This window comes from Mesorhizobium japonicum MAFF 303099 (assembly GCF_000009625.1).
GTDB classification, from domain to species: domain Bacteria; phylum Pseudomonadota; class Alphaproteobacteria; order Rhizobiales; family Rhizobiaceae; genus Mesorhizobium; species Mesorhizobium japonicum.
Genome location: NC_002678.2, coordinates 6,601,832 through 6,614,348, shown reverse-complemented (window position 1 = coordinate 6,614,348; position 12,517 = coordinate 6,601,832). Strand labels below are relative to the sequence as shown.

Annotated in this window: 15 protein-coding genes; 2 read left to right on the top strand and 13 right to left on the bottom strand. The window is 60.9% G+C overall.

The genetic code is table 11. The features are described from left to right. Positions 1 to 12: 12 nt before the first annotated feature. Positions 13 to 1,146, bottom strand: coding sequence for an acyltransferase family protein (locus MAFF_RS32660; protein WP_244420672.1), 1,134 nt, complete (start codon positions 1,144 to 1,146; stop codon positions 13 to 15). 94 nt (positions 1,147 to 1,240) lie between these two features. Here MAFF_RS32660 and MAFF_RS32655 point away from each other — a divergent pair, with 94 nt between their 5' ends. Beyond that, positions 1,241 to 1,486 (top strand): hypothetical protein, encoded by a 246-nt coding sequence (locus MAFF_RS32655; RefSeq protein WP_010915303.1) that lies wholly within the window; start codon positions 1,241 to 1,243, stop codon positions 1,484 to 1,486. 8 nt (positions 1,487 to 1,494) lie between these two features. On the opposite strand, the gene MAFF_RS32650 is transcribed toward MAFF_RS32655, so the two are convergent. From MAFF_RS32650 to MAFF_RS32620, 7 genes are read right to left on the bottom strand one after another with little or no spacing between them, the layout of a single operon-like run. Next, positions 1,495 to 3,300, bottom strand: a complete 1,806-nt coding sequence (locus MAFF_RS32650) for an SGNH/GDSL hydrolase family protein (RefSeq protein WP_010915302.1) — start codon at positions 3,298 to 3,300, stop codon at positions 1,495 to 1,497. Between the two features lie 54 nt (positions 3,301 to 3,354). Further along, entirely contained in the window at positions 3,355 to 5,637 is a 2,283-nt protein-coding gene (locus MAFF_RS32645; protein ID WP_157866120.1) for a hypothetical protein, read from the bottom strand. Next, positions 5,622 to 6,026: a DUF6950 family protein gene (locus tag MAFF_RS37060; RefSeq protein ID WP_010915300.1), complete on the bottom strand. Its 405-nt coding sequence runs from the start codon at positions 6,024 to 6,026 to the stop codon at positions 5,622 to 5,624. Before MAFF_RS37060 ends, MAFF_RS32645 begins: the two co-directional genes overlap by 16 nt. Positions 6,027 to 6,034: 8 nt before the next feature. Further along, the gene (locus MAFF_RS32635; protein ID WP_010915299.1) at positions 6,035 to 6,667 is read right to left on the bottom strand and encodes a hypothetical protein; all 633 of its coding nucleotides are present in this window, start codon (positions 6,665 to 6,667) and stop codon (positions 6,035 to 6,037) included. 3 nt (positions 6,668 to 6,670) lie between these two features. Then, entirely contained in the window at positions 6,671 to 7,426 is a 756-nt protein-coding gene (locus MAFF_RS32630; protein WP_010915298.1) for a hypothetical protein, read from the bottom strand. Between the two features lie 3 nt (positions 7,427 to 7,429). Continuing rightward, positions 7,430 to 8,953 carry a hypothetical protein gene (locus MAFF_RS32625; RefSeq protein ID WP_044550017.1) on the bottom strand — a complete coding sequence of 508 codons (1,524 nt, stop codon included), beginning with the start codon at positions 8,951 to 8,953 and terminating at the stop codon, positions 7,430 to 7,432. After that, positions 8,950 to 10,221, bottom strand: coding sequence for a phage tail length tape measure family protein (locus tag MAFF_RS32620; protein ID WP_157866119.1), 1,272 nt, complete (start codon positions 10,219 to 10,221; stop codon positions 8,950 to 8,952). Before MAFF_RS32620 ends, MAFF_RS32625 begins: the two co-directional genes overlap by 4 nt. A 22-nt stretch (positions 10,222 to 10,243) precedes the next feature. On the opposite strand from MAFF_RS32620, the gene MAFF_RS39525 reads away from it, so the two are divergent. Then, on the top strand, positions 10,244 to 10,489 hold the full coding sequence (locus tag MAFF_RS39525; protein WP_157866118.1) for a hypothetical protein: 246 nt from the start codon (positions 10,244 to 10,246) through the stop codon (positions 10,487 to 10,489). A gap of 47 nt (positions 10,490 to 10,536) precedes the next feature. Here MAFF_RS39525 and MAFF_RS32615 read toward each other — a convergent pair whose 3' ends face one another. The 5 genes from MAFF_RS32615 to MAFF_RS32595 are packed head-to-tail and all read right to left on the bottom strand — an operon-like array spanning position 10,537 to position 12,517. Beyond that, complete coding sequence (locus MAFF_RS32615) at positions 10,537 to 10,734, bottom strand: hypothetical protein (protein ID WP_044550014.1); 198 nt, start codon at positions 10,732 to 10,734, stop codon at positions 10,537 to 10,539. A 38-nt stretch (positions 10,735 to 10,772) separates the two neighbouring features. Continuing rightward, a complete protein-coding gene (locus MAFF_RS32610) occupies positions 10,773 to 11,120 on the bottom strand; it encodes a hypothetical protein (protein WP_010915294.1) in 348 nt (115 codons plus the stop codon). Beyond that, positions 11,117 to 11,305 (bottom strand): hypothetical protein, encoded by a 189-nt coding sequence (locus MAFF_RS32605; RefSeq protein WP_010915293.1) that lies wholly within the window; start codon positions 11,303 to 11,305, stop codon positions 11,117 to 11,119. The genes MAFF_RS32610 and MAFF_RS32605 overlap by 4 nt, the downstream gene beginning before the upstream one ends. A gap of 12 nt (positions 11,306 to 11,317) precedes the next feature. Then, positions 11,318 to 12,052: a hypothetical protein gene (locus tag MAFF_RS32600; protein WP_010915292.1), complete on the bottom strand. Its 735-nt coding sequence runs from the start codon at positions 12,050 to 12,052 to the stop codon at positions 11,318 to 11,320. A gap of 51 nt (positions 12,053 to 12,103) precedes the next feature. After that, positions 12,104 to 12,517 carry a DUF4128 domain-containing protein gene (locus MAFF_RS32595; RefSeq protein WP_010915291.1) on the bottom strand — a complete coding sequence of 138 codons (414 nt, stop codon included), beginning with the start codon at positions 12,515 to 12,517 and terminating at the stop codon, positions 12,104 to 12,106.

Sequence of the window (12,517 nt, the reverse complement as noted above, 5' to 3'; positions counted from 1 at the left end):
CGCCTTTCCCTCTTAGGCCGCTTCCTGAACGACTATACGGTGTTGTCCTTTCCTCCCCGCCATCCGCGAGGCAAAGCCCTTGCCCCATTCGTTGAGCCAGTTTTCCCAGCCGTAGAAGGTCAAGGCAGCAGTCGGGATCACGCAAGCCAGCGTCAGTCCCAGCGCCAGTGCATAGGTTTCAACCGGGCCTAGTCCCAACCCTTGAAGGCGCTGGAACACCGAAGATTTGTAGGCTAGCGCAACGATTACCGGGCTGTGCACGAGATAGATGGAATAGCTGATATTGCCGAGCCACACGGTTGCCGCGTTGACCAACAGCCTGATCGGGAGAAGATATAGGCCGACCAACAGACACCCAAACATCGGCCCCTGCCAATAGATGGCTGGGCCGAATGGCGCCAAGCCATAGATAATCACGTAGAACTGCAGCGGCACCGACGCCAGCAGGACAGCGCCGATCTCTCGTTTATATTTCCATTCGCCTGCAGTCTGCACCACGTAAAACGCAACGATCCCGAACACGAACATCGGCACCAAACCAAATATGGACTGGTTTATGTAGGAGGCGGGGTCCGCCACCAAGTTCCCGATGACCGCTCGAAAGGCCGCAGCAACGAAGAAAGCAACGATGAGCGCCCGAATGGCCAACGTCACACTTTTGGTTCTGGCATAGATGAAGGGAAACACCAAGTAGAACGCCATTTCCACACCAATCGTCCAGCCCGCCAGGACCATCCCTGTTTGATATCCCATGCCCGGAATGAAGTTGAAGACGAACGATATGTTCGCGGCTATCGCACTCCAGCTGAAGGGGAAGATGCGCAAAAGGCATGTCACGATGATCAAAAGATAGAAGAGCGGGGCGATCCGGAAGAACCGCCGCAGCATGAACCCTAGATAGGGCCTTTCTTCCTTGTCATGCTTCGGCATTGTCAGGCAAAGCGAGAACGCGCTGACGAGGAAAAACAGATTGACGCCCATCACGCCGTTTCCGACCAACGCCTCTGCCCACCATGGAAGCATCAAATGCGGATTAGGCATATGGGCAACATGGACCATCACGACCCAGAGGGCCGCCAGCCCGCGTAGCGCGCTGAGATAGGGGAAGCGATCCGGACGTTTGATCTGCGTCGTCAATGTATCCACCTTGGCTCGGTCCCTCCGCCAAAGGCATGCCCTACATGGATTGGAATTGCCGTGCAATTGAGTTCGATTGTCAACGCATGATACAGGACAGTTCATGGAACCCCTAGAAGCTGTCTTTATCGCCCTCGTGCTCGGCCTGACCGTCGTGTTTCTTGCCCATGGATACATGGTCCGCAAGGATGGCAACTGGCAGTCATTTCATTCCTGGCGGTCGAGAAAGTTGGTCGACGGTTCAATCGCCAGCGGCGATCTAATGAGGCGATGGGTCAAGGGCAGCTGGCAATACCGGGCTTTGACCGAATCCGAAGAAAAGGAAGACGGTGAGCTTCAGGTTTGGTAGCCGTCGCCTTAGTTAGTATTGATCGTGCGCAGGTTTTCGATCGTGAGCGATTTGGAGCCAGCGACTGCGCTGGCCCCCATATTGCCGCCGACGAATGGGACGGTGATGGCAACTGTTCCAAGCAGTGACCCATCCGCCCACACTTGCAGATTGTTGGTCCCGGCAGGAATAATGAACCGCCACGCCCGTTTGGGCGCGCTGAAATCTGCTGCGTTTACCGCAGTCGCACCATAGGTACCGCCCCCGGTTAGCTGGTACACGGTCACAAACCCAGTTGTGTTGTCGGTTCCGACCCCGAGGCCCATTCGACCTTTCAGGGTAGACACGCCTGTCAGAAGCCCACTCCTCACCCCAAGGATCACGAACCTCGTGCCCTTGTTCATGACCGCATCAAAGTTGATGTCGTTCTTGTCCGTTGCCAACAGCTTCGACACCACCAACTCATCCAAGAGGATTGTGTCGTCGGCATTGGTTGAGAAGAACGTGAAGTTTCGGCAAGGCGCGTCCCGGTAAACGTCCATGGAGCCAGTACTAAGCGTATACTGCCTCTTGGTACGTGACGGCCTCAACCGCACGCCATTGACCGCGATGGAGTTGATGACGTTCGCGTTGACGTTGATCCAGTGCAGGCCATATGGAACATTTCGGGCCACGCAGACCTCATGGTCCTGAATGATTTCGGACCCGAGGTTGACGAAGTTCTGGTTGATCGGGCCAACACTCGCGTTGTCGAACGTGCAACCCGCCGAGGCTATGCCATTGGTCCACAGCGGATAGGACAGGTAAACGTCAACGCCGCCTTTGTCCTCCACCATGACCAATTGCTTGATACTCTTCGCCACCGCCGTTGCGACGCTGACCATTTGCATACCGCCGCGCGTGCCTTCTGCAGTGCTTGCCGAGTTCGCGGGAGCTTGGTTGGCCACCCCGCCACCAGCCGTAATAGTCTGATGAGCGGCGTAGCCGCGCTGGGGATGCAAAATCGGACGAGCGGTTAGCTGACCGATCATCTGGTAGGCGTACTGCGAAGGATGCACGCCGTCAGGAACGATGTCCTGCACCCGGTAGTTGCCAGAGGCGACAAGGGCGTCCACCATTTCGTTCACATCGACAAGAACAACGCCCATTGCTTCGGCAACGTCCCGCATGATCTGGACGTAATCGTTTAGGCGGCTTGCTTTGTCGGTGGTACCAAGGACAGGCACCGCGTAGATCGGGTTTGGCGTCTTGAAGATCGGCACCTTCGGGATGGGCGCGGAACGGCAAATCTTCACCGCCTGAATGAGGTAATCACGATAGGTCTTGGGCGGCGTAGGGATTGCGTTCTGCGTGTCATTGAGCCCGTGATTGATGGTAATGATCAGCGACGGGCTGACCGCCATCTTCGCGGCGAAGGTCGAACCCGAGCCGTCCGTGCCGTCGATCATCTGCGTCAAGCGCGTTCCGTCGATAGCCCGGTTTGTCACCGTGATCAGATTGTTATTCGTATAGTCGCGCAGGAGGAGCTGCATGCGCGCGGACGGGATTTCCGCCACTTGCCCGTAAGGCGGCTCCCCATTGTGGCCGTTCTCGGTACTGTCGCCGAAGCACTCGATGCCAACAGCGATACCGTTGTACATGTCCACAGCAAGTTTGCGTAGCATCGCCCGGTCGCCAAGTATCTGCGCATCGGTATAGGCGCTTGCGGCATCGCCCGCTGCGCTAACCTGATCTTTCAGATCATTGAGCGTGTCGCGAAGGTCTTGCTTCGGCGGCTGATACGGGTTGCCGGCAGGGCCGTCAGCGAAAAGCGTGTTGAAGGGTACGACTGCCATGGATGGTTTTCCTTTTCGCGAACAGACGAGCGAATGAGAATGATCGAGTGGGCTTTAGGTGACGACTTTCGGCCCGGTGGCGACGCTTGTGGTGCTTTCGACACCGGATCCGTTCGCCGAGCGCAGCCAATAGTAATAGGTGCCGGCCGCGCGCCCGGCGTCCGTCCAGGCATCGGCCGACGACGGCGCGCCGTATTCCGTGCGAACGAGGGTCGCGGTGCCCTCATTGTTCACGGTGTTGCGTCTGATGTTGGTGGCGACATAGTTGCCGGAATTCGGCGTGTTCCAGGTGAGCGCGACCTGGCCGACACTGCCCGTCGCGACAACGCTGGAGACGGCGGCCGGCGGCGTCGTGTCAACCGTCGAGACCAGGGTCACCGTGCTTGTCCACGTGCCATAGCTGTTGTTGGAGCCGATATAGGCGGCCTGAATGTCGATCGAGTTGTTGGCAGGCACTGGATTTGTGTTGAGGGGGATAAGGCCGCCTGACGGTGTCGCGCCCGGGAACTTCTGCTCCACCCAGGCGCCGGGAACGCCGCCGCCGACATCCGATATCCGGTAGTGAACAACCGGCGTGACATCGATCCGGTTCGGATCGATCAGCACGACGCGGATGTACACGGTGCCGCCGCCGGAGACTGCCACCGCTGTATCGATGATCGGGATCGGAATGCCGTCCGATACCGGCTTTGGCGGCACTGGCGGCGCCGATCCTTCATCGACCGCCGGGTCCCAGGCATCGATATCGTTGGGCATCATCACAAAGGTCATCTGGAAACCGCCGCGCGACACCGTCAGGACAGACCGGCGGTTGTTGATCAACTTGCCGTTGAGCGACGGCAACCGACGCGGGGTGTTCAGCCGAACCCACGGCGCGTAGATGGCATTGATGCCCGTGAACCTGACGTCGAGCGTGCCGCGCTTCTTGGCGCGCGCACGGGCAAATTCGCGTTTGCCCAGCCGGCGAGCCTGGCGCCATTGCTGGCACCAGATATAGTTGCCGTCCTGCGGCAACACGCGACCAGCCGCGATTTGCGCTGCAGTATCCTCGAAGTAGTCGGTATCCGTCGTCGTATAGTCCGTCGCCGGATAGGTGAATTTCGGGATGAACTGATTGACTTCTTCCTCCGGCAACACGTCATGCTGCACGGTGTGGCCGACGATGTCGGCATCGGTCAGCGTGGCGACATATTTTTCGCGGAACTTGCCGGCGACGACAAGCAAGGCGCCATCGCCGCGTTCGCACATCCAGCCGTCGCACGTCGCTAGGATGGCATTGGTGCCGCTTTTCGGATCGTGCTCGGTCGTGTCGAAGCCGCCGCATTCGTAGCGCTTTTCCGTGCCGCCGGAAGCCCTTGGCACATCCTCGTCGCAGACATCGGCTTCCTCCTGCCACATGTCGAGAACAGGCAGCAGCGCCTTGCGGAAATCTCGCTTGGTGCCGAACGGGTTGAAACATTCGTGCCAGGCGAGGTGAAGGATAGGATTGCGGGTGAACGCCCAGGTCGAGGGGTCTTCAGGACTTTGCGACGGGTTGCGGAAATCCCAGACCAGGGCAAGCTCGGCAACAACCGACAGCGCCGGCTTGCCATAGGGGAAGCTCTTCAGGAAATTGTCGGCCCCGGGGCCGATGCAGATCATTCCGACGGAGGCCTGTCCATCGCCGCGATGATCGTTCGTCCAGATGCCTTGGCCGCTTAGGAGGGTAACGAAATCGGCGATCGGCGTTTCAGGCACCACGCCAAGGCGAGGGAAGATAAAGACAAGATCTCTGTCATCATCGACGTAGCGACCTGCGCCGGGGGATTGAACGTGGCCGCCGACGACTGCGACCTTGTCGTCGTTCATGTAGTAGCCGGTGTAGGCATTGATGCGGTGGCCGACGATGGCCTGTACCGAGAACATGCGGTTGTCGAGCGCCTCCCATAGCATCATCGCGCCGGCCAGCCTGGCCTCGCCGACACCCCAGAAGCGATAGGGGATCGGTTGCGTGAGCGGCGCACGGCCGTCCTCCGGTTTCGGCGGCTTCGGCGTCAGGAGATATTGCACGCCGGCGACAATCGCCGTGGTGACGATCGCCGACGCGATCGCCGCGTAGGAGATGGTCGCACCGAAGAGCGAGAAACCGCCGCTGCCGAGAATGGCGGTGAAGATCGGCGTGAAGATCGGGTCGCGATGGACCGGCCAGCGATATTCGCCGCTCCAGCCTTGGGCGACGATCTCCTGTGTCGTCGCCGTCTCGAACGCGCCGATGCCGGGATTGTAAGTGCCCTTGCGCGACGCTGTCACCAGCGCCTGGCGCAGGGCATCGTCGAACGGGTTCACGCTATGCGCCATGCCACGCCAGTCCATTCGAGATGCTTGACGATGGCGCCGCGCGCCGACATGACAGCCCAGAGCGGGCCGAAGCGGATGCCGGGGATTTCCTTGACCTCAACACCGGCGTCGAAGCCGGTCAGCGCGCGAACCATCCCGATATCGCCGTCGCGCGGCGTCTGGACGCGCTGGAAGCCCAGAGCGGAGAGTTTCGCGCCGACCAGCCGCTCGGCGCCGCCACAGGCGCGCAGGATGGCCACAGCGGCATCCGCATCGAAATAGGTGCCGCGCAAATCGGCGCCAGGATCCTTGCCCGTCGCGGCGACAACCCAGTCGGCCGCGAACAGCGTGCAGTCGGTGTAGCCCCACTGCCAGCGATGCGGCAGCCGGATATATTCTTCCAGCGTCATCTAATACCTCAGTAATTCGGCCAGGCCGGTGCGACGCCGCGCGCCAGACGCGCCGTGCCGTCGCAGAATTTGTCGGTCGGATACATCGCCTTCTGGTGCGGGCCCGACCAGATAGAGAGCGAGGCTCGCGACCTGGTGTTGTTGCCCGATACCGTGGCCAGGGTGATCGTCGTCGTGGGATTTTCAGTGCCGGACACAGCCGGGCTCGATTCCGTCGGATGCGACGCCGTTCCCGTCCAGAGCGCGATGATCGGGCTCGTCGGCTGGTAGTAATCGTCGAGCGTGGTAATGCCGATCTTCAGGTCCTTGCCGCGCACATCCGGCATGGTGTCGAGCAGATTGGCCGCAGTATTCGGATCTATGCCGGAGATGCCGAATTCGACACTGGAACTCTGCCCGTTGACCAGCACCTCGAGCGTCGGGATGTTGAGCAGCCGGCCGCCGCCGAGATAGACCGTGCCATCCTCGTCAAGACTGTCGAAGCCAGCCGGTATGTCGTTGACGCCGGCCCAGATGTGCAGGCCGGGATCCGTATCGAGCCGAAAGAAGATGCCGAGCATATGGCTCGACGCCATGCGGTCGAGAACAGATTGCGGCACATATTGCCGGCTGTAGGAGCCGACAAGGTCCTGCCATCCCATGGCTCAGAAACCCTCGACGAATTGCAATGTCGGCGACGACTGCCACCAGCCTTCAGCTTCCCATGCCAGCGAGAAACTGGCTGGGAACTTCATCACGCAAAGCGGTCGATCGAACTTAACCCTGGTGCCGTTAACCACCGCTTCACGCAGCGGCCGATCGAGCGACACCAGATACTGCTTGCCGGAGCGGAATACCCCGTCGATGATTTCGAAGGCGTCCGTGGGATCGCTCGGGTCAAAGTAGCGATAGGCGCGCCAGCCCTTGGTCGGGTGATAGATCGAGAACCAGTCGGACCACCGCAATTTGCGGGAAGCACCGTAGATCCTGATATAGATCTGTCCGGCATTGAGGCCAGCGGCCGCAACCGTGCTTATCACGGTTGGCTGGCTGTATCCGGCGCCATCGGAAAACAGCGCTCCATCGGAATGCGGGATGCCTGATATGACAGGCTGAGGGATATTCCTCGCATCGACCGGGAAAGGCCCCATCCAATCGGACAGGATCGGCACGTTCATGAACCTGACGGAGCTATTCATGCGCGCGGCGACCCAGTTGATGTATTCGTGCTGCTCTCGATCTTTGACCACGCAGCCCTCATAGGAGCCGACCAGAACCCCGCCGCCGCTGGTCTCGATCGTGACAGATTCCCCGAGACCATTGCGGCCGCCTTCCAAACCGCCACCCTTGGTATCGAATGACATTTTCGTAGGCTTCAGAAAGTCGACGTCTAGCGTGGGGAGATCGGTGTAGCGCCCCATCCCTCAACCCTTCTGCGAAATGTAGCGCCGCTGCGTCTCGCCAAAGCCGCCGTTGATCTGGCCCCGGTGATACTCGCTGATCGCCTCTTGCGCGCCCTGCCTCGACAGCGTGCGGATGTGATCGTCGCCGGAGCCTCCGACGACGGTGACGTGGAGGTCGATTTTCGGCGTCGCAGGCGGCGCACCGTTGTTGTTCTGGGCCATTTGGATCGACCGCGGATTGTTGCGGATGACGTCGCCGGCGCGCAGTTTGCGCAGTTCCGGGCCGCGCTCGCCGACCCAAGCCCAGCCAGAGGGGGCGCTTTCCGTACCGTCGGCGAACCCGAACAGCTTCGGGATGAAGCTGAAGATCGAGCTCAGGAAGCCGCCGCCTGACGAACCGCCGGCGGATGCACCGCCCCCGGAATACCCAAGGATGTCCGAGAGCGTGGTGTTCGCCTGAAAATTTCCCGGCTTCAGTCCATCCAGGATCGAGGCAAGACCGCCCTGCCCTCCAATGTCGCTCGCGAGGCTCTTCACCGTATTGGTTACGGTGTCATCCAGCCCCCCGAGACTGCCGGATGCCTTTTCGACAGCAGTGTTGAACTTATCGACATAGACCGAGCCGGAAGTGCCAAGCACGTCCTTGGCCTTGGCGCCGGTCGATAGCGGGCCGCCGGTGGACCAGGCGGACGCCGCATCCTGGGGGTTGCCGTATTTGGTCAGATACTTCCCGAACTGCCTTTCGAAAATCGCATCCTGGGCGGACGGGTCGGCCAGGAACTGACTTGGCGACAAAGTCTCGCCTAGCGCATCCTGGGACCATGACGGCAGGTTGCTCTTCATCACTTGGTAGGCACCAAGAGCCTGGTTGCCGTTCTTCAGAACCGGTCCGAGTGCCGAATAGCCGCCACTGCCGGAGCTCTCGATCGAGCGGATGGCGGCCGCGTAAGCCGCCATATTGCGGCCGACTGCCGCAAGCGGTGCGCGCGTCACCGCGCCCGGCGCATAGTTATCGTTCGAAGCGCCACCGAAGATCATGTCAGCGAAGCCGCCGGCGGTCCCAAGCGCGGCCGCGCCGCCCACACCCGGCCGCTGTCCGGTGATCGCTGATGCCAACCAGGTCGCCATGGTGTCGAAGATCTTGCCCAACTGATCGTCCACCGACTTGGTCAGTGCGTTCAGGATCGACGCGCCGAGCGCCTTGCCGACGTCTCCACCATTGCGCAGCAGTTCCGACTTGAAGTCGGTCAGGAAGCCGACTGCCAGCCCCTTCGCGTCAGCGAATTTGGCCATGTCGCGCATTTGCTGCGCTTCCGGCGAGTCCATGCCGATGCCGGTGTTGCGAAGGCGGGAGGCGATCTGCTGCTCGCCGGCAGACAGGAATTGCTGGGAGCGCTCGAACGCCAGATCATTTCCCAATTGAGCACGCGCGAACTGGTCGGCCATCTTGCCATAGGCATCGGCCTTCTGTTTGATCAGCTCGAGTTCCTGTTGATCGACGGGGACATTGTTCCGCGCGGCTTCCTCACGAAGCTGCTGCGTCAACTGGACTGCATCCGCATCGCTTCAGCGGCACCGGTCGTTTTGCCGATCAGGTCAAGGTCGAGTTGCTGCGAGGCGAGCGTCTGGTCGAGCGAACGTTTCCGATCCTTCTGCGCTTCATCCAAGGCGTGCTGCGCGGCAAGCGCGGCTTGCTGGCCGGCCATGTCGATACGCCGGGCACGCTCCGCCGGGTTCTCGTTGTCGTTGTACTGGGCGCTGGCCTGAGCTCGAGCAGCGGCCGCCAGTTCGGCTGGCGAACGGGCATAGAGGCCCTGACGCTGAGCATCGAATGACTGTTGTGCGCGATCAGCCGACACAGAGCCGGCCGCCCGGTATCGCTCATAGGCACCCATGTCTTCAGTGCTGAGAGAGCCACGACGCAAGGGCAAGCCGCCGGGGCCCACGCTCCTGGCAAGCGCCTCTTGGGCGATCTCCAACTGCTTCAACGCGCGTGCGGCGTCATCCGCGTCCTTGGTCAGATCGATCAGCTTGCCGGCCGATTCCGTCAACGCGGCATTGTTCGGATCAAGCGCCCACTTGTCCTCGACCATCTTGCGGAAGCCGATGATGTCGGGCGTTCCCTCGCGGGCTGTTTTCCGCAGATAATCAATAGCATCCGTGAATGGCTTGAACTCCGACGAAACCACATTTTGCGGACCGAACTGATTGCCCGATCCGCCGCCGCCCCGGTCAATCAGGATGTCGCCGAACGACCCGCGTGTCTGATTGGCAATCTGAATTTTCAGCCCGGCCTGCGTCGCTGACGACAGCAATTGCAGACCGTTCAGGTTCGAGACGGAGAAGGCGCTCTTTGCCTTGTCGGCGATCGATCCATAGATATCGCCAATACCGCGCAAGACGGAAGCATGATCCTTCAACAGATCGTCGAGGCTCTTCACTTCCTTGCGCGTCGAGATGATGTAGGTGGCAAGGCCAGCAACAGCCGCTACGCCAGCACCAGCGGCAAGACCAGCCGGCGTCACCATGAATGCGAGGAGCGCCTGCCCAGCCGATTTAGCCGTAGCGCCGATGGCCGACAGCGATCCGCGAAGGCCGCGCGGACCGCTTTCCAACGCGTCGTAGACTTGGCCAATCTGGGAGGCAAAGATCTGCACCGGGGACGCACCCAAGGCGAACATGGTGATGACGTCGTTGCCTTGGCGCGACAGATTGAGCATCTGGTTCGAAGTCAGCCGCGCTGCATTGGCGTTGTCATTGAGGGCTTTGGTCGACTTGTCCGCCGCCGGGGCCACTTTACCGATGCCGGACACAACCTGCGTCGAGCCGGTGCCGATGCTTGCCAGCGTCGTGTTGGTCTTTTCCGCAGTGAAGACCAGCTTGGCCAGCGAGGCATTGCTGCCCTCGGCGATGCTGGCCAGCTTGACGAGCGTGGCGTTCGCCTGGTCGATGCCCGCGGCGATCTTGGAGAGCGCCGCATTGGAGGCCGACGAGGCCGACGACAGCCGCTTCTGCGCAGCCTCGGCCTTGGCCGAAGCTGCCGACATGTTGTCGAGGTTCGTCTTTGCCGCGACGGCCTGAGACGAATCTACGGCGATGCCGAGAGAAGCAACAGTCACTTCGCCACCTCATTCCACCGCAAACATCGCATCGAAATAGGCCTCGCTGATGGGCTGAGCGGTGATCTCGATCGCCGGTTTTTCGGGTTCGCCAAATACGGCGCATATGATCGAATCGATCATGTCCCCTCGCCCATTCAGGCCGGCCAGGATTGCGTTCACGTCGGCCCTAAGCGTCTGCTCTTCAGTCCAGCCGAGCCAGCCCAAAGCTTTCTCGGCGAGGTCGTCATAGAACTCTGCGAGGCTTATTCTTTCTTCAGAGGGTCCTGCTCTCCCTCTCCTCCCGACATCGGTCGGCCGCCATTGGCAATGATCGTGAGGTAGGTCGAAACAGGCACAATGAGATCGGTCAGACCGGTGCGCCACACCTTTTCAGGGATTGCCTTCGCTTCCTGACCGGTCGCCCCAAGGCCGAGCGTGACAACAGAAACGATCACGTCGAAATCGTAGTTGCCGACGGCTCGGACCGCACTGGATATGCCGCCGCTCTGCCGGGAAATGGCTTGTGCAGCCATCAGTGACGGGCGAAGTACAACAGTCTCGCCGTCGAGCTCAATCTCGACGTTCCCGGCGCCCAATGCTGGCTTGCTCATGCCTTTTTCTCCGGCTCGGCCTTAGGTGCCTTGATCGGCGTACCCGTGGCTTCGAAAGGCGACGGCATGGCCTTCGCTTCCGCGTGGGTCAGTTCCAGTTCGACGTGATTGCCAGGGGCGAGAAGATATTCCTCGCCCTTGTGCGACAACTTGTGGGCCTCGGCCCCGCGATTGAACACTTTCATCTCAGCCTCCTATCAGCCCAGCGCCGCGACGCGGACGTAGTTCGTGTTGGGCAGCACCGTGCAGTTCAGCATCTGTGCATTGTTTGCACCGCCCATGCCTTCCTCTGCCGCCAACACTTGGCCCATGAACAGGCGCTGCGGACCTGACGGAATGGTAGTGGCGGTGTGGGTTCCAGATTGGGTTCCAGTCGTGGCGATCACGGGGCCGCCCTTCGTGGCGGAAAGGGTGAACGTGTCGGCGTCGAGAACCGTCTTCACGTAGTAGCTCGTGCCGGCGGTCAGACCGGTAGGCAGCGCGCCAGTGGTGGAGAACTTGACTGCGGTGTTGGCCGCAAGGTTGTGGCCGGTCCACGTCACGACGCCCGGCGACGCGATGGTGATGATCGCGGTGGCGGACTTCGGGATTGGAGCGCCGTTGAGCTCGACCTTGAATGGATAGTTGAAGTCCGTAGCTTCGGCCGCGATCATGGCAAGCTGGCCGGGGTCGCTCGTGTTCAGGGCAAAGTTGTCGGAGCGCTGCGGAGCCTGCCGCGAGCCTTTCCAATTGTAGGTGCGGCGACGGTTCAGCAGATTGACCGTGTTGCCTTGGGCGGAATCACCGGAATTGCCCATGGTCTCGTACTGGCCGACCTCGATCCACGTCACTGCCGAGAAATCGGCTTCGGTCACGTCGGTATCGGGGACGTCGACGGGAGCCGAGCCGATATAGAAGCGGCTGCCCGCCACAGGGGACACTTTGATAGGCATTGCTGCCTCCTTTCAGGTTTTGGGGACTGGCCTTGCCGAAGGGCGAAGCGGCTATGCGAAGCACTCGTATTCGACGCTCGTCGGCGCCAGCCAGTGCGTGTCATCAGCGATGGCTTGGGCGACGTCAGGCGCCTTGGTGACGCGAACCGAGACGGTGCCGTAGGTCATCCGGAGATCGGTCGGGAACCACGCCGCGACCTGCCCGGCAATCTCAGCCGCGACGGACGCGTCCTGGTTTTTCTTGCTGAATACGTCGACCTGCAGAAGCCCGATGCGCTGGTGAGGTTCGGTTGAGCCGATGAAGAGCCGGCGATTGACGTTGGGGACGTGAGTGACACGGAGATAGCCGGTGATCGGCTTGATGAAATCCTCATTCGGCCATGCGACGGGCAAGGCCGGTGTTAGGGTCAACGCGGCGACCCTCGCCTTCAAGGCTAGCCAGATCTGGGTCTCAATGGATGGCAT